The organism is Streptomyces sp. YGL11-2 (assembly GCF_050054615.1).
Classification (GTDB): Bacteria; Actinomycetota; Actinomycetes; order Streptomycetales; family Streptomycetaceae; genus Streptomyces.
In genome coordinates, this window is sequence record NZ_JBNHIN010000037.1 from 1 (window position 1) to 16039 (window position 16039).

Here is a 16039-nt window from a genome sequence, read left to right on the forward strand (position 1 = left end):
CGCAGCGGACAACACCCCGCGCCGAAGGCGCAAAGACAGCAACCCCCACGGCGGGAAAGCCAAAAACGTGGGAAGCAAAGCCAAGCGCAGCGGAACGGTCAGCGAGCCCCGTACACCCGCCGCGCAGGCTCCGCGGCGGCGAGCAGCTTCCGGGCGGTCTCGCCCGCCTCGGCCGGGGTCCAGCGGGCGCCCTTGTCGGCGGTGGGGCCGGGCCGCCAGCCCTCCATCACGGTGATCCGGCCGCCCTCTGCCTCGAAGACCCGGCCGGTGACATGGGCGCTGTCGGCGGCGGACAGCCAGACCACCAGGGGGGAGACGTTCTCCGGCGCCATGGCGTCGAACTCCCCCTCGGCGGGCGCCGCCATGCTGTCGGCGAAGGTCTGCTCGGTCATGCGGGTACGGGCGGCCGGGGCGATGGCGTTGACCTGGACGCCGTAGCGGCCCAGTTCGGCGGCGGCGACGAGGGTCAGGCCGAGGATGCCGGCCTTGGCCGCGGAGTAGTTGCCCTGGCCGACGCTGCCCAACAGCCCGGCGCCGGAACTGGTGTTGACGACCCTGGCGTCGGGTGTCCGCCCGGCCTTGGCCTCGGCGCGCCAGTGGGCGGCGGCGTGCCGGAGCGGCAGGAAGTGGCCTGTGAGGTGGACGCGCAGCACGGCGTCCCAGTCGTCCTCGTCGAGGTTGACCAGCATCCGGTCGCGCAGGAAACCGGCGTTGTTGACGAGGCTGTCCAGCCGGCCGAAGGAGTCCAGGGCAGCGGCGATCAGCGAGGCGGCGCCCTCGCCGGTGGTGATGTCGCCGGTGTGCGCGACGGCCTCGCCGCCGCGGGCGCGGATCTCCTCGACGACCTGATGGGCGGGTCCGGCCGAGGCCCCGGCGCCGTCGGCCGCCACCCCGAGGTCGTTGACCACCACCCGGGCCCCCTCGGCGGCGAGGGCGAGGGCGTGGGCGCGGCCCAGGCCGCGGCCGGCGCCGGTGACGGCGGCGACGCGTCCGGTGCAGATTCCGGTCATCTCAGGGCTCCTTGGGGTGGTTGACGGTGGCGGCGTCGAGGAAGGCGGGGCGCTCCCCGCCGCCGTGGACCAGCAGGCTGGCGCCGCTGACGTAGCGGGCGCGGTCGGAGGCGAGGAAGACGCAGGCGTCGCCGATCTCGGCGGGTTCGGCGAGCCGGCCGAGCGGTACGGTCGCGCCGACGGCGGCCAGGCCCGCCGCGTCGCCGTAGTGCAGCGCGGCGAGTTCGGTCCGCACCATGCCCAGGACGACGGTGTTGACCCGCACCGCGGGCGCCCATTCGACGGCCATCGTGCGGGCGAGGTTGTCCAGGCCCGCCTTGGCCGCGCCGTAGGCGGCGGTGCCGGGCGAGGGGCGGGTGCCGCTGACGCTGCCGATCATGAGCACCGAACCGCCGTGCCGCTGGCCCCGCATCACCTCGTAGGCGGCGAGCGAGGCGGTCAGCGGTGCGGTGAGGTTCAACTCCACGACGCGGGCGTGCCGTTCGGCACTGGCCTCGTCGAGCAGCCGATAGGGGGTGCCGCCGGCGTTGTTGACCAGGCAGTCCAGCCGGCCATGCTCGGCCGCGACCCGGGCGAAGAACTCCCGTACGGCGGGCGGGTCGCGCAGGTCGAGGGGGCGGAAGCGGGCGGCTCTGCCGTCCGCGGCGACCGGGGCGTCCGGTGGCCGGCGGGCGCAGACGACGACCTCGGCGCCGGCCTGGAGGAAGGCGCGGGCGATTCCGGCGCCGACGCCCCGGGTGCCGCCGGTGACGACGGCGACCTGTCCGGTCAGATCGAGAGTCAGGCTCAACGGACACCTCCCGCAGCGTGCGATCCGCTGCTAACTTCGCTACCTAACAAACGCTTGGTGGAAAGGTAGCTGATCTCCTCATGGGTGTCTCCACCTCCGGGCCGGACCGGGGCATCGCGGTCGTGACCGTGGACTTCCCTCCGGTCAACGCCCTCCCCGTACAGGGCTGGTACGACCTCGCCGACGCCGTACGGGCGGCCGGCCGCGACCCCGCTGTCCGCTGCGTCGTGCTGGCCGCCGCGGGCCGCGGCTTCAACGCCGGAGTCGACATCAAGGAGATGCAGCGGGACACCGCGGCGGGCCACCACACCGCCCTGATCGGCGCCAACCGCGGCTGCGCCGAGGCGTTCGCCGCGGTCTACGAGTGCGAGGTGCCGGTGGTCGCCGCCGTCCACGGCTTCTGCCTGGGCGGCGGAATCGGCCTGGCCGGCAACGCGGACGTCGTCGTGGCGAGCGAGGACGCGACCTTCGGCCTGCCGGAGCTGGACCGCGGCGCGCTGGGGGCGGCCACCCATCTGGCCCGGCTGGTCCCGCAGCATCTGATGCGGGCGCTGTACTACACCTCGCGCACCGCCACCGCCGCCGAACTGCACGCCCACGGCTCGGTCTGGAAGGTGGTCCCACGGGATGAACTCCTCGAATCCGCCGTGGAGTTGGCACGTGAGATCGCCCGCAAGGACGGCTCGCTGATCCGGCTCGCCAAGGCCGCCATCAACGGCATCGACCCCGTCGACGTCCGCCGCAGCTACCGCTTCGAGCAGGGCTTCACCTTCGAGGCGAACCTCAGCGGGGTCGCCGACCGCGTCCGCGACGCCTTCGGCCGGGCCCCGCGCGCAGCGGACAGCGAGGAGGACTGACCTTGACGGACAAGACCATGGCTCCCGACGACGTGATCGCGCGGCTGCGCAGCGGGATGACCCTCGGCATCGGCGGCTGGGGCTCGCGCCGCAAGCCGATGGCGCTGGTCCGTGCACTGCTCCGCTCCGAGATCACCGATCTCACCGTCGTCTCGTACGGCGGTCCGGACGTCGGCCTGCTCGCCGCCGCCGGAAGGATCCGCAAGCTGATCGCCCCCTTCGCGACCCTCGACTCCATCCCCCTCGAACCCCATTTCCGCGCGGCCCGCCAGGCCGGCGCGTTCGCCCTGAGGGAGGTCGACGAGGCGATGTTCATGTGGGGGCTGCACGCCGCCGCGAACCGGCTGCCGTTCCTCCCCGTGCGCGCCGGCCTCGGCTCCGACGTCATGCGGGTCAACCCCGGCCTGAAGACGGTCACCTCCCCGTACGAGGACGGCGAGACCTTCGTGGCCATGCCGGCACTGCGCATGGACGCGGCACTGGTGCACCTCAACCGCGCCGACCGGCTCGGCAACGGCCAATACCTGGGCCCCGACCCGTACTTCGACGACCTCTTCTGCGAGGCGGCCGATGCAGCCTACGTCTCCTGCGAACGGCTCGTGGACACCGGCGGCTTCCGGGACGCCGCTCCGCAGACCCTCCTCGTCCAACGGCATGCGGTCACCGGAGTCGTGGAGACCCCGCACGGCGCCCACTTCACCTCCTGCGTCCCGGACTACGGCCGCGACGAGCCCTTCCAGAAGCTCTACGCGACCACGCCCTGGCCGGAGTTCGCCACACGGTTCCTGCACGGCGACGAGAAGACCTACCAGTCCGCCGTCCAGACCTGGCACGAGGAGCGGACGGCGAAGGAGGAACAGAAGTGACCACGACCAGCGGACCGGCCGCCACCGCCACCCGCGCCGAATACTGCGTGATCGCCTGCGCGGACGCCTGGCGCGACAACGGCGAGGTGCTCGCCAGCCCGATGGGCACCATCCCGTCCATCGGGGCCCGGCTCGCCAAGCGCACCTTCTCCCCCGACCTGCTGCTCACCGACGGCGAGGCGATGCTCGTCGGCCTCGACGGCGAGCCCGAGGGCTGGCTGCCGTACCGCCGGCACCTGACCATGGTCACCGGCGGCCGGCGGCACGTGATGATGGGCGCCGGCCAGCTCGACCGCTTCGGCAACCAGAACATCTCCTGCATCGGCGACTGGCAACGGCCCGCCCGCCAGCTGCTGGGGGTGCGCGGCGCTCCCGTCAACACCCTCAACAACCCCGTCAGTTACTGGGTCGCCCGGCATTCGCCCCGGGTCTTCGTCGAGCGGGTCGACATGATCAGCGGCGTCGGGTACGACAGCGCGGCCGCCGCCGGCCCGTCCGCGACCCGCTTCCACCGCATCCCGCGGGTGGTGAGCGACCTCGGCGTCCTCGACTTCGCCACCCCGGACCACACCATGCGGCTCGCCTCCCTGCACCCCGGCGTCACGGCCGAGGAGGTCCGGCAGGCCACCGGCTTCGCGCTCACCGTCCCGGAACAGGTCCCCCGCACCCGCGAGCCGACCGGCGACGAACTGCGGCTGATCCGCGAGCTCATCGACCCGCAGGGACTGCGCGACCGCGAGGTACCGTCATGAGCCCCGGCACCTCACCCGCCCTCGCCACACCGCTGACCAAGCTGGTCGGCGCACGGCACCCGATCGTGCAGACCGGCATGGGCTGGGTGGCGGGCCCCCGGCTGGTCTCGGCCGCCGCGGACGCGGGCGCGCTCGGCATCCTCGCCTCGGCGACCATGACGCCCGACCGGCTGCGGTCGGCGATCCGCGAGGTCAGGTCCCGTACGGATCAGCCCTTCGGCGTCAATCTGCGGGCGGACGCGGGCGACGCGGCCGAGCGCGTCGGCATCATCGTCTCCGAGGGCGTACGCGTCGCCTCGTTCGCGCTGGCGCCCTCGAAGGAGCTGATAGCCCGGCTCAAAGACGCGGGCGTGGTCGTCATCCCCTCCGTCGGGGCCCGCCGGCACGCCGAGAAGGTCGCCGCCTGGGGAGCCGACGCGGTCGTCGTCCAGGGCGGCGAGGGCGGCGGCCACACCGGCACCGTCGCCACCACCGTGCTGCTCCCCCAGGTCGTGGACGCCGTCGACATCCCGGTGATCGCCGCGGGCGGCTTCTTCGACGGCCGCGGCCTGGTCGCCGCGCTCGCCTACGGGGCGGCCGGTATCGCCATGGGCACCCGCTTCCTGCTGACGTCGGACAGCACCGTGCCGCGGGCCGTCCAGACCCGCTATCTGGAAGCGGGGGTCAAGGACGTCACCGTCACCACCAAGGTCGACGGGCTGCCGCACCGGATGCTGCGCAGCGAACTGGTCGAGTCCCTTGAGCGCTCCGGCCGCACCGCCGCGCTGCTCACCGCGGTACGCCGCGCCGCGGCGTTCCGGAAGCTGTCCGGGCTGAGCTGGACCCAGATGGTCCGCGACGGACTGGCGATGAAGCACGGCAGGCAACTGACCTGGAGTCAGATCCTGTTGGCGGCCAACACCCCGATGCTGCTGAAGGCGTCGATGGTGGACGGCCGCACCGACCTCGGCGTGATGGCCGCCGGCCAGGTGGCCGGGCTGATCGAGGATCTGCCGTCCTGCGCCGAACTGATCGACCGCATCATGACCGAGGCACACGGAACCCTGGCGGACCTGCCCCGCTGACCGCCCACCCCATCCCCAACTCCCCACATACGGGCCGATGTTGCCACTCCCCACCCCCTACACCGCCCACCTCCCACCGGCACCAGCACCAGCACCAGCACCAGCACCAGCACCAGCACGGGAACGCCGCGTGGAATCTCCCCTCCCCACCAAGGAGCCGCCGCGTGTACCCCTCTGTTCGCCGCGACACAGGCGATCACCGCCACCAGAGACCCGGCCGAGCGGCAGCGCCGGCTCGGCGATGGCAAGGCGGAGGCGCTGATGCGGGACGTCTGCCCGGCCTTCGTCACCAACCCCGCCAACCGCGCCGCGTTCGGCACCGTGCCGCGCGCCGTCGCCCGGGTGCGGGACCGCCACGCCGGTATGGCAAGCTCACGGCCAGACTTGCCGAGGAGAGGCTGAGAGGGACCCACTGGCCGAAGCCCACCACCGGCAGCTCCCGCGTCTCCCTCGCAGCGGTCCGATGGTGGTGAGCCTGCTGCTCCGCACCCTGGTGGCGGCGGTGTTCCTCACGGCCTGCGGGTTGATCGTCGCGGCCACCGCCACGGGAGGCATCGCCGTCCTGCTGCTCGCCTTCCGGCGGGTGCACCCCGCGCACCCCTGGTTCGCCCGTGACGCACAGGTCCGCAAGTGGCCCGTCCGGCTGGGCGTGGCGGGAGGTCTGGGCTTCGCCGCGGCCGGGCTGGTGTGCCGGCTCGTCAGCCAGGGATTCTGACCGGCCCCGGGGATGCTGACCGGCCGCCGGGTCCCGGCGCGGCAAGTGGGCGCCTTCCTCGTCCAGTTGTCGGAGCGGACGCCTGCCGCACGGCGAGGCGGCCGAGAAACAGGCACCCGGTATCTCGACGACTACGGAACCCGCCAACCCACGCATCCGCACACCGGCGTACGGAGCCCGCGATCCGTACACCTGGGCCGCGGTCCCGGTTCGCCGCGACCACAGCGCGGCGATGCCGGCAGACGCGGGCAGCAGTGAGCCGCCGCCGATGACGAAGGCCCTGAGGGTCAACGCCGCCTGGATGATGGTCAGTTACGTCACAGCACGCGTGAACGACTGCTGTCGCGCCACCTCGACGAACGCGCGCAGATGACGCAGCTCGACATCCATGCCTGTCGAGCAGCCCGAGCGCACACGTCATTTCTCACGTTCGAACGGACTGGCTACGTTCGGGGCGCAGGCGACTGGGGCAGATCAATGCGGGGTCCGGCCCCCTTCCTGACCGCGCCGAAAGGTGTCCGGCTCGGGTCGAAGTTCCCGAGGAACGAAGAGAACGAGGAGTAAGCAGCATGGCCAAGGGATATCTGGTCGGCACCTACCGATCCGTGCGCGACCCGGAAAAGCTCGCCGCGTACGGGGAGTTGGCCAAGCCCGCGCTGGAGACGGCCGGCGGCCGGATTCTGGCCCGGGGTGGCCGGGTGACCGCGTTCGAGTCGGGGGTGCCCGAGCGCACGGTCCTGGTCGAGTTCCCCAGCTACGATGCCGCGGTCGCGGCCTACTTAAGCGAGGACTACCAGCAGGCCGTCGCGGTGCTGGACGACGGTGCCGACCGGGATGTACGGGTCGTGGAGGGGCTTGACTGAGCGCCCCGACAACCGCGTGGTCCCCGCCGGCAGGGGCGGGGAACACTGCACGAGATCCATCCCCTGAACCGCCGAACGGTCGAGGCGCCGCGGCCAGTCGCCATCCCCATTGCGCCCGTCCCGGTCGGCATGTTGCGCCGGCACATCGACCGCTTCGGTATGACACCAGACAGCCGCCTGCACCGCAACGCAACGCAACGCAACAGGGCACCACGTCGACGCCACCTTGAGCGTGTGCCGTTGAAGTGTGAGCGGTCCGAGCGCTCGTCGAATCAGCGCCGGGCGCTTGCGACGAGGCGCTTCAGGGCGGTGCGTGCGGGTGGGCCCCAGGTGGCTTTGCCGCCGGGGCGGCCGTGGATGCCGGCCTCTCCGATGAGGATGCCGCTGAAGGCTTGCAGTATCGCCCAGCCGCGGGCGCGGCGCAGTGTCGCGGCGTCCGGGGCCGGTTGGTAGGCGTCATGGAAGCGGTCGGCGGCGCCCTCCGGTAGCAGCACCCAGGAGGCGGCGAGGTCGCGGGCCGGATCGCCTGCGCAGAGGTCGCCGAAGTCGATGACGCCGCAGAAGGTGCCGTCCGCGGTGAGGATGTTGGCCGGATGCAGGTCACCGTGGAGCCACAGCGCCGGGCCGGTCCACTCGGGCGCGGCGATGGCATCTTCCCAGACCGCGCGGACGGCGTCCGGGTCGAGGAGCAGCCCCAGCTCGGTGGCCGAGGCGAGTTGGTCGGCAAACCACTCGGCACTGTCGGCCAGCGACCCCCGGCGGTCATAGCCGGCGGGCACGCTGTCGGGAGCGGGTCGGTGAAGTGCCGTCAGAAAGGCGGCCAGGGCGTCGGCCGCCTCCGCACCGCGCGTGGCGGGGGCGCGGTCGGCGGGTGCGCCCGGCACCCAGGTGGTGACGATCCAGGGGCGCGGGAACCGTTCGGAAGGCTCACCGAGGCGCTGCGGGACGGGAACCGGCAGGGGAAGGTGCGGGGCGAGAGCAGGCAGCCAGGCGTGCTCCTTGCGCAGCAGTGCGTCCGCGGACTGCGTCGCCCAGGGCAACCGGACGGCGAGGTCGTCGCCGAGCCGCCACAGTTGGTTGTCCCAGCCACGCGCGCCGAGCCTCAAGGGACGATCGGCCAGGTCCGGGTGCTGGTCGCACAGCAGGTCCCGGACCAGCTCAGCGGTGATCTCGATCTCGGTGTGGGTCATGCGGAGCCACGGTAGTCGGCGGTGGCTCACCCGTTCCCGACTCCAGCACGTGCACGGAGGCACCACGGCCGCAATCCGGGCCGGCGTCGACGCAGGCAAAACCCATCACCACTGCGTCGCGACCGGGAAGGCATGCCCGACAGCGGGCTGTTCACCGGTGTGAGTCCTCGTCGTCGGGGACGTGTGGGGAAGCGAAGTGGAATGGCACAGTGAGACAGTCGGCCAAGGCCCGCCCTGCCTCCGCGACGGGGTCGAGGCATGCCTTGCGGAGGCACGGTCTCGGTCCGCTTTTCGTCGTCGCTCCAGCCGGCCGAGGGGTCGTGGTGGCATTCGGGCCAGTGGCATTCCACAGGCTTGTGTTGCCGGCCGTCCGCGGCTTCCGGGGAGTGGGGATGCTCGTCGCTCCGGAGTCTCCTTTCGAACTCGAACAGGGGTGCCCCCAGGCGGTGGGCGCGATTGCGGTCCGAGGCCGGAACGCAGAAGGCTCCCCTCCTTCGGGTGACGTGGCGTTAATATGTCCGGCGCGGAGGAATGCCTTTCATCGAATCCACTCCGCCTCGGGGCGCTCTGATCACGACCTCACGCGTGTCATGTGTGCACACCGACGCGGCCCGCTATCGGAAAGAGAAAGGGGCCACCATGCGGCGCCATCTCCGCATCATGACCGTCTCCGCCACGCTCACCCTGCTCACCTTCGGCTTGGCCGCGCCGGCCCAGGCCGCGGTTTCGGGCGGCAAACCCCCGCTCACGGCCGTCATTTCCAGTGTTCCCGTCGTCAGCGACCTCCTGGGGCTCGACGACTGAACGGCCGGGGGCGGTTGAGGAGATCGCCTCCGGACGCGGCATGTTGCGACACGTTCCGACACGGCGCACGTGTTGTGCAGGGTGTCTGTGACGGCACCAGACGGCTCTGGTGGCGTGCGTCGGTCGGAATGGAGAGTTGATCATCCAGGGCGAAGTCCTGCTTCCTGGAACCCTCCGTCGTCCCAGAGGGGATGACCTCGCCGACTGTGCACGAGCTTGCGGCGCCGACCCGAGGCGACACCCCGTCAGTCTGGCGCGGGCAGGTCTCGTATGCGCACCCGAGAGTTCCCTCTGCGAGGTACGACGAATGGGGGCTCTCGGGCGTCGGGGGTTGTAGCCCCTCGTCACGGTGGGGTCGTCCGGCTGCCGGCGCCGGGTTGGTCGTGAGTCGTGCGTGGGTCTCGACGTCGTGTCGGACCCCTGGTTGGGGCGGCGCCAAGGCCGTCGTGTGGGTGCTCGGATATCTGCTCACGGCTTCGGGAGGCGACGCGGACACCCGGGAACCGATAGCCGTGGCCCAGGCATCCGCGAGTGAGGGCGAGTTGAGGACATGAACGCCCGGCTACGGGAGCAACCGGCCAGTCCGGCCCCGCAACATTGCCGACCGCTCTGCCCCGGGTGGGAAGTGGCTCCCGGCATCGTGTGTCACGGCTGCTGGTGCGGGGGACGGAAAGCGCGCCGGTAGGCCAGGGGTGTCACGCCCAGCCGCCGGGCGAAGTGGTGGCGCAGGTTGTCGACGGTGCCGAGGCCTGCGCGCCGGGCTATCGCGGAGACCGGGTCATCCGTGGCTTCCAGGTGGTGCTGGGCGAGCAGGACACGCTGCGCCGTCAGCCACTGCAAGGGGGTTGTCCCGGCTTCCTGCTGGAAGCGCCGGGCGAAGGTGCGGGGGGAGAGCCGGGCGTGGCGGGCCATCGCCTCAACTGTGAGGTCCTGGTCGAGGTTGGCTTCGATCCAGTCCAGCACGGCGGTAAGGGCGCCGTCCGCTCCCTGCCGCGGCTGCGGGCGTTGACGGTGCTGGCGCTGGCCGCCCTCCCGGCGCGGGGGCGCGACGATACACCCCGCCAGCAGCTATAGGAGGCCCTGGAGACCCTGGAGGCAGTGCACACGCTGGTGGGCACGCAGCCGAGATCGGCGACACACGCCGACGGGGAGTCGAAGGCGAGGAGGCACCCGGCCCCTCGTCCCCCGACTCCCCCTGCGTGACCAGGAGTTCGGCAGGGCTACCTGGCGCGAATCGTGAACGGCAACGTCCGGTAGAAGAACGACGTGTCGCCGGTACCCACCGACACACCCGCTTCGACGTTGGCCGCGGGAGCGCCTCCCGCGACCGCCAGACGCAACCGGTAGACGGCGGTGGCGCCGGGTGCCAGCGGTGTCCTGGCGGTCGGGATCAGCTGGGCGCTCATGCCCGGGTCGCAGCCTCCGGGCACCAACGACACCCGCTGCCACCCGTGGCCGGGCACGTACTGCTGCAGCACCAGGTCCTTGGGGGCCACGGCATGGCCGCCGCTCTGGCCGTAGGCGAAGTACCCGGCGCTGAGGGCCGGATAGGCCCGCTTGGTGGTGTTCCTGACCGTGAGCTCGAACTCCTTCGCCGCACCGCCGCGAACCAGGCCGGTACCGCTCGGCCAGCCCGTGACCGTGGTGGTGGGCCGGTCGACGACGGTGCTCCGCGTGGGAGCGCGGTAGGTACGGCCGTGGCCGTCGACGACCGAAGCGGCCACGGCCAGGCGGCCCGGACGGTCGATGGCCTGCACCCGGAGAGCCACCGTGGCGGGGCGGCCGGGGCTCGCCGCCACCGAGACGGGGAAAGAGAACCTTCCCTTGTCCGGCCGCTCGGTGCCGACCGGTTGGACGTCCAGGTCGACCCAGCGGTGGCTCTTCTCGTCGTAACGCTGAATCAGCAGAGAAGCGGCGATGAAGCCCTGCGTGGTGACGTCCAGGCGGACGGTGCCCTTGGAGACCGGGGTCCGCAGGGTGACGTTCGAGGACGACCAGAGGCCGATCGGCGCCTCGGGAGCGAGGCTGTACGAGAACTTCTGCGCCGCACTTCCGGTGACGGCCGTGGCCGGACTACCGGTGAAGCCCGTGTCCGGGGCCGTTTCCGCCCCCGCCGCGGCGTTCGACCGCGTCGCCGCGGTGCTGGGTGCCGTCGCCGCGGCACCGCAGTTCGGCACGGACCGTGCCCCCGCAGTCGCCGCGGGGACCGCCTGCCCCGGAGCCGCCGCCCCGATCACCAAGGCCAGTCCGGCGACCACCGCTGCCGCGGAGCCGGCCGTCGCCTGCCGCGCACTCACAGGCTGTCGCGCCATACGTGTCATACTGCCCCCACTTCGTACCGGACGCACTGGTGTGCATCTCTGCGAATGAGGAGTCGACTCTCCAGTACAGGGTTCCCGCAAGCTCCCGAATTGACGCATTTCGATGGGAAACGATGCGGGGCGGGGGCGGCACCGCGATCCCGATCGGGACCGTTGGTCATCCCGCAGTGGTGGGACCGTCTACCGCATCGCGGCCGCTCGGCCGCTCGGCGAACCACTCAGATCAGCGGGGTGATCTGCTCCTCGATGCCGAGCAGGGCACGACCGTAGATCTCGGTCGCGATGGCGGGATTGATCATCGCGTGCCGGCTGCCGGTCCCCAGGTCCCGCCAGATGCGCTGCAACGGGTTTCCGTCGGCGAAGCCCCTGGCCCCCTGCACGGTCAGCAGGATCTCCAGTGCCTCGCGTGCGCGGCGGACGAGGGTGGCGACGTCCATGCGCACCCGGGCCCGGTCGGGCAGGGGCATACACCGGCCGCTCGCCGCCCAGTTGTCCACGTCGTCGGCCGCCCGCATCAGGTGCAGGGTGGCGGTGTCGATCAGTTGAGCGGCCTCTGCGAGCTGTGTCTGAGTCGCGGGCGCCTCACGGGCTTCCTCGTAGCGGGTGTGCGAGATACCGCGCCCCTCGGCGAGGGAGGCCAGCACCAGTTCCAGTCCGCCGCGGGCGAGTCCCAGCAGCGGGCCGGCGAGCGACAGGGTGAGCGTGGGGACGAACGCCGCGCGGTACAGGGCCTCGTGGGTGAACTCGGTCGGATACTCGCCGCGCCTCGCCTTGGTTACCGACAGGATGCGGTGCGCAGGGACGAAGACGCCTTCGGCGACAAGGGTGTTGCTTCCGGTGCCGCACATCCCGGCCACCTGCCAGGTGTCCTCGATCGTCAGCCGGTCCATCGGGACCAGTGCGAGCCCTTGGTCCAGCTGCTCGCCGGACGCACTGGTCACCGGCGTACCGAGCAGTGCCCATCCGGCGTGGAGGCAGCCGGACACGAAGCGCCACCGTCCGGAGATGACCTGCCCCCCGTCGGCTGCCTTGCTGCTGCCTTGGGGAGGAAGGGCGGAACAGGCGCGGGCGCGGGGGTCGGCCTCGTAGACCTCACGCTGCGTGCGTTCGGGATAGAGGCCGATGAGCCAGCCGGAGATGTTGGTCAAGCTGGTGATCCAGGCGGTGGATCCGCAACCGCGGCCGAGTTCCGCGCTCACCTCGACGAGGGTGCGGATACTCGCCTGGCGGCCACCGGCCCTCTCGGGCCTCGTGATGCCGAACAGGCCGGCCTCATCGAGCGCGGTGATGTTCTCCTCGGCGACCCGCCGGTCCTGCTCGGTGCGGGCGGCATTGCGCCGGAGCAACTCGACCAGTCCGGCGGCCCGTTCGGGTAACTCGGCCCAGTCCGCATTCGCCACCGGCCCCGTGCCGGTCGTCGGCCCGGTGGCCCGGTCCATCGCGCTTGCCGTCATGGGGGCTCCCTCCACACTCGGGTACCCCGTCACAGAAGGGGAGCACCCTGACGTGCCCCATGAAAGCACCACCAACCGCCGAACGGTGGCTGAACGATCTCGGCCGCGCCCTCCCCATCCTCCGCGCGGCACGTTGCGACGACCCCGCCGGACACGTGGGAAGCAGGCTGCCAGCGCAGGGTGAAGGCGGGCGCGTTGGCGTCCGGGACGTCCTCCATGTGCACGCCGCGCTTCGCCAGCAGCCGCTGCAGTTCGTCGAAGCGGAGATGGTGGTCGAAGCGGCCGTAGCGGTCGCGGATCGCCCTGTTGACGATGCTGCCGCCCCAGTACGTGAGCCGATGCACGTGCAGGGTGAAGTGGTGGCCCTCCCACGGGTGGTGGGGGGATTCCCGGACCCAGGAGAACTCGGCCATTCCGTAGTCGCGCCACATACCGTGGTCGTCAGGGGAGTTCTCGGCGAAGTCGGCGCCCAGAATCGCGGTGACCTGGTCGGGACTGTCCGTCGGCTTGGCGCCGAGCACCGTTCCGGACGCGACCACGTCCACGGAGAACGCGAGGGAATACGGAGTCAACTGGTCGTTCCTTGAGGGGGCTGGGCTGGCCAGGTGCGGCCGCCTCAGCACAGGTGACGGGGACGGCACGCAGACCTGCACCATGGGGGGCTGAAGGCCGGGACAGGTCCGGACGCGCGGGACGGCGGCGGTCGGTGAGCGAGGTTCGCGAGGAAGGACTCCGCAGGGGGCCACGGGGTCAGCTCGATCCCGGACGCGGACGATGCCCGGCCGTCTGCCCGGGGCGCAGCAGGTCGAACCGGACGTCGCGCCACAGGGCGCGGAGCCCGGTCGTGTCGTCGGCGGCCAGCTGGTCGCCGGGGACGGCCCAGGACTTGACCGGGGTGGTGTCGGCGGTGACCGCCGGCCAGCCCGGGTCACCGGTGGCCGCAAAGCCGGCCCAGGAGCGGAGCATGCGGCGGGACAGGGCGCGGTCGTGGTCGTCGGGGGCGCCGCCGATGAGGAAGTCGGCGCCGACGGCGTCCAGGTTGCCGAAGGCGAAGGGGATGTCCGCGGTGTGCCAGGGCCTGGCCTCTCCGCGCCTGCGGGCGAAGCGGGCCAGGTACGCCCGGCCGCCGGCACTCGCGTGGTGCTCGGCGAGGCGGGCGGTGTACTCGCCGAACTTCGCGTCGCCGGAGATCGCGAGGTAGCGGTCGAGTACCGGAGCGTCAGGCAGCAACGCACGGTAGCCGTCCACCAGGTGGGCCGGGAGGCGCAGGGCCTCGGCGAATTCCGCCAGTTCCGCCTCGGTGGTGACCTCCCGCACGGCTCCCACCGCGTGGAGGAACCAGTATTCCTCCAACGCGTGGCACACCAGCAGGTCCACCTCCCGCGCCGTCCCGGAGGCGAGCATGCGGAGTGGGTCAGCGGGCAACACCGCACCGTCGACCACGGGTTGGAAGATCACCGGGTCAAAGGCGTGGACCGCCGCCGCGGGGTCGGTCCCGCAGCGGGCGGCGGTCGTGTCGGAGGCGGCCACCAGCGCCTCGGGCGACACGGACAGCAGTCCCTCCGCCGTCGGGGCGACCCCCGCCTCCCCCGCGATCCGCTCCGTGACCGCCGCTGCCAGCTCGGCTGTGAAGAAGACACCGGGCACGCTGTGGGCAATGGCCCGCCGGAACAGCCCCCGTGTCTGCTCCATGCCCATCAGGCAGACCACCGAGGCTCCTCCGGAGGAATGCCCGGCGACGGTGACGTTGCCGGGGTCGCCGCCGAAGGCCGCGATGTTCTCCCGGACCCAGCGCAGTGCGGCGGCCTGGTCCAGCAGCCCGCGGTTGTCGGGAAACCCGGGCGCATGCCCGAAGCCCTCGAAGCCCACCCGGTAGTTGCAGCTGACCACGACCAACCCGGCGCGGGCCAGGGCCGTCCCGTCGAAGTCGGGCTGGGCGGAGGAGCCGAAGGTGTTGGCGCCGCCGTGTATCCAGAAGAACACCGGCAGCGCGCCGCCGTCCGCACGCTCCGGCACCCACACGTTGACGGTGAGGATGTCCTCGTCCCCGGGGTGCCACGCCGGCGCTCCGGGCAGCTCCGCCGACTGCGGGGCGATGGGGCCGAAGGCCGTGCAGTCCCGGATCCCACCCCAGGCAGGAGCCGGTTGCGGCTCCCGGAACCGGCGGGCGCCGAACGGCGCGGCCGCGTACGGGATACCGAGGACGGCGGTGACGCCGTCGCCGGACCCTCTGCCCCGCACCCGGCCGCCGGCCGTCCGAAAGGCTGATTCAACACCACCTGGTTGCTCACTCATCGCGCGTCAGTCTCGCTCATCAACAGGCGCCCTGACGAACGGGTTTGGGCTCGGCCGATGCCGGTGCGGTCGTTGCCGGCGAGGCGCACCGGAGCACGTAAGGGCCTCACCCTGCCGTGCGAGGCTGCCTGGAAGGGGTCACTAGCGCGTGCCCGTCCCGTTCTGGCGCCCGCCGCCACCAAGTCCCTCGCTGCCCAACGGGCCGGGGAGCAACCACTGAACGTCCTCGGTCCGGAGTCCCGCGACGGTCAGCGTGCCGCCCTCTACGAGGACCAGGTCAACAGAAAACCGACGCCCGATCCGGAACCGACTGCTCAGGCCCACTGGCCGGTGGGCGGAAGCCCTCTCAGAGGACGGCACCGGCTTTGACCACGTGCCGCAGGTGCCGCTCGGGACGGGTGAGGACGGCCAGGTCCGCCAGCGGGTCGCCGTCCACGACGAGCAGGTCGGCGTGCGCGCCCGGTGCGAGGGTGCCGATCTCGCCCTCCATCCGCAGCAGGCGGGCCGCCGTGCTCGTGGCGGAACGGATCACGTCCGCAGCCGGCTGGACCTCGGCGCGCAGGGTGAACTCCTCCAACTGGGCCGAGTGCAGCGGCCCGAGCAGGTCACTGCCGTACACCAGGTTGACGCCCGCGCGATGGGCCTTCTCCAGGGCGGCCAGCCCGTGGTCGCGGACCTCGGTGAGCTTGCGGTAGGACGACTCCGGCAGGCCGGACTGCCGGCTGAGCTTCGCCGTCTGCTCGTAGGCGACCAGGGTGGGCACCAGGAAGGCGTCCCGTTCCAGCAGCAGGGCGACGGTCGCGTCGTCGATCAGGTTGCCGTGTTCGACGCAGCGCACGCCGGCCCGCAGGGCCCGATCGATGGCGCGCGGGTGGTAGGCGTGCGCGGTGACGTACCGGTTGTGGTTCTCCGCCTCCTCCACGGCGGCGCGTATCTCCTCCTCGCTGTACTGGACGGCGGCGATCTCGTCGTGCGGCGAGGCCACGCCGCCGGAGAGCAGCACCTTCAGATGGGCGGCGCCCTTGCGGAACTCGTCCCGGGCCGCCGCGGGGGCGGCG

General features: G+C 72.0%; 16 protein-coding genes. 7 read left to right on the forward strand and 9 right to left on the reverse strand.

The features are described 5' to 3' along the window. Positions 1–98 precede the first annotated feature (98 nt). Positions 99–1010, reverse strand: a complete 912-nt coding sequence (locus ACO1BR_RS31280) for an SDR family oxidoreductase (RefSeq protein ID WP_426798457.1) — start codon at positions 1008–1010, stop codon at positions 99–101. Between the two features lies 1 nt (position 1011). Next, positions 1012–1800: an SDR family oxidoreductase gene (locus ACO1BR_RS31285; RefSeq protein WP_426798458.1), complete on the reverse strand. Its 789-nt coding sequence runs from the start codon at positions 1798–1800 to the stop codon at positions 1012–1014. 80 nt (positions 1801–1880) lie between these two features. Here ACO1BR_RS31285 and ACO1BR_RS31290 point away from each other — a divergent pair, with 80 nt between their 5' ends. The 6 genes from ACO1BR_RS31290 to ACO1BR_RS31315 all read left to right on the forward strand — a co-directional run bounded on the left by ACO1BR_RS31290 (position 1881) and on the right by ACO1BR_RS31315 (position 6917). Then, positions 1881–2657, forward strand: coding sequence for an enoyl-CoA hydratase family protein (locus ACO1BR_RS31290; protein WP_426798459.1), 777 nt, complete (start codon positions 1881–1883; stop codon positions 2655–2657). A 2-nt stretch (positions 2658–2659) separates the two neighbouring features. Beyond that, entirely contained in the window at positions 2660–3523 is an 864-nt protein-coding gene (locus ACO1BR_RS31295; protein ID WP_426798460.1) for a CoA transferase subunit A, read from the forward strand. Then, positions 3520–4275 (forward strand): CoA-transferase subunit beta, encoded by a 756-nt coding sequence (locus ACO1BR_RS31300; protein WP_426798461.1) that lies wholly within the window; start codon positions 3520–3522, stop codon positions 4273–4275. The genes ACO1BR_RS31295 and ACO1BR_RS31300 overlap by 4 nt, the downstream gene beginning before the upstream one ends. Next, complete coding sequence (locus ACO1BR_RS31305; RefSeq protein ID WP_426798462.1) at positions 4272–5339, forward strand: NAD(P)H-dependent flavin oxidoreductase; 1068 nt, start codon at positions 4272–4274, stop codon at positions 5337–5339. Before ACO1BR_RS31300 ends, ACO1BR_RS31305 begins: the two co-directional genes overlap by 4 nt. Before the next feature lie 463 nt (positions 5340–5802). Continuing rightward, positions 5803–6054, forward strand: coding sequence for a hypothetical protein (locus tag ACO1BR_RS31310; RefSeq protein WP_426798463.1), 252 nt, complete (start codon positions 5803–5805; stop codon positions 6052–6054). 569 nt (positions 6055–6623) lie between these two features. After that, positions 6624–6917, forward strand: a complete 294-nt coding sequence (locus ACO1BR_RS31315; RefSeq protein WP_426798464.1) for a DUF1330 domain-containing protein — start codon at positions 6624–6626, stop codon at positions 6915–6917. Positions 6918–7189: 272 nt separating this feature from the next. Here ACO1BR_RS31315 and ACO1BR_RS31320 read toward each other — a convergent pair whose 3' ends face one another. Next, positions 7190–8107: an aminoglycoside phosphotransferase family protein gene (locus ACO1BR_RS31320; RefSeq protein WP_426798465.1), complete on the reverse strand. Its 918-nt coding sequence runs from the start codon at positions 8105–8107 to the stop codon at positions 7190–7192. A gap of 639 nt (positions 8108–8746) precedes the next feature. On the opposite strand from ACO1BR_RS31320, the gene ACO1BR_RS31325 reads away from it, so the two are divergent. Further along, on the forward strand, positions 8747–8911 hold the full coding sequence (locus ACO1BR_RS31325; RefSeq protein WP_426798466.1) for a hypothetical protein: 165 nt from the start codon (positions 8747–8749) through the stop codon (positions 8909–8911). Positions 8912–9556: 645 nt separating this feature from the next. On the opposite strand, the gene ACO1BR_RS31330 is transcribed toward ACO1BR_RS31325, so the two are convergent. The 6 genes from ACO1BR_RS31330 to ACO1BR_RS31355 all read right to left on the reverse strand — a co-directional run. Continuing rightward, positions 9557–9874, reverse strand: coding sequence for a helix-turn-helix domain-containing protein (locus tag ACO1BR_RS31330; RefSeq protein WP_426798467.1), 318 nt, complete (start codon positions 9872–9874; stop codon positions 9557–9559). Positions 9875–10131: 257 nt separating this feature from the next. Next, positions 10132–11223 carry a hypothetical protein gene (locus ACO1BR_RS31335; protein ID WP_426798468.1) on the reverse strand — a complete coding sequence of 364 codons (1092 nt, stop codon included), beginning with the start codon at positions 11221–11223 and terminating at the stop codon, positions 10132–10134. Between the two features lie 227 nt (positions 11224–11450). Then, positions 11451–12686 (reverse strand): acyl-CoA dehydrogenase family protein, encoded by a 1236-nt coding sequence (locus tag ACO1BR_RS31340; RefSeq protein WP_426798469.1) that lies wholly within the window; start codon positions 12684–12686, stop codon positions 11451–11453. 29 nt (positions 12687–12715) lie between these two features. After that, on the reverse strand, positions 12716–13258 hold the full coding sequence (locus ACO1BR_RS31345) for a hypothetical protein (RefSeq protein WP_426798470.1): 543 nt from the start codon (positions 13256–13258) through the stop codon (positions 12716–12718). A gap of 178 nt (positions 13259–13436) precedes the next feature. After that, the gene (locus ACO1BR_RS31350; protein WP_426798471.1) at positions 13437–14981 is read right to left on the reverse strand and encodes a carboxylesterase/lipase family protein; all 1545 of its coding nucleotides are present in this window, start codon (positions 14979–14981) and stop codon (positions 13437–13439) included. A gap of 346 nt (positions 14982–15327) precedes the next feature. After that, positions 15328–16039, reverse strand: a 712-nt coding sequence (locus ACO1BR_RS31355; protein ID WP_426798472.1) for an amidohydrolase family protein, incomplete at its 5' end; no start/stop codon positions are given.

Bases quoted from the DNA above. Each gene is read 5' to 3' on its own strand.
- ACO1BR_RS31280 (WP_426798457.1), bottom strand. From the start codon at position 1,010: ATGACCGGAATCTGCACCGGACGCGTCGCCGCCGTCACCGGCGCCGGC.
- ACO1BR_RS31290 (WP_426798459.1), top strand. From the start codon at position 1,881: ATGGGTGTCTCCACCTCCGGGCCGGACCGGGGCATCGCGGTCGTGACC.
- ACO1BR_RS31305 (WP_426798462.1), top strand. From the start codon at position 4,272: ATGAGCCCCGGCACCTCACCCGCCCTCGCCACACCGCTGACCAAGCTG.
- ACO1BR_RS31310 (WP_426798463.1), top strand. From the start codon at position 5,803: ATGGTGGTGAGCCTGCTGCTCCGCACCCTGGTGGCGGCGGTGTTCCTC.
- ACO1BR_RS31315 (WP_426798464.1), top strand. From the start codon at position 6,624: ATGGCCAAGGGATATCTGGTCGGCACCTACCGATCCGTGCGCGACCCG.
- ACO1BR_RS31320 (WP_426798465.1), bottom strand. From the start codon at position 8,107: ATGACCCACACCGAGATCGAGATCACCGCTGAGCTGGTCCGGGACCTG.
- ACO1BR_RS31325 (WP_426798466.1), top strand. From the start codon at position 8,747: ATGCGGCGCCATCTCCGCATCATGACCGTCTCCGCCACGCTCACCCTG.
- ACO1BR_RS31335 (WP_426798468.1), bottom strand. From the start codon at position 11,223: ATGGCGCGACAGCCTGTGAGTGCGCGGCAGGCGACGGCCGGCTCCGCG.
- ACO1BR_RS31340 (WP_426798469.1), bottom strand. From the start codon at position 12,686: ATGACGGCAAGCGCGATGGACCGGGCCACCGGGCCGACGACCGGCACG.
- ACO1BR_RS31350 (WP_426798471.1), bottom strand. From the start codon at position 14,981: ATGAGTGAGCAACCAGGTGGTGTTGAATCAGCCTTTCGGACGGCCGGC.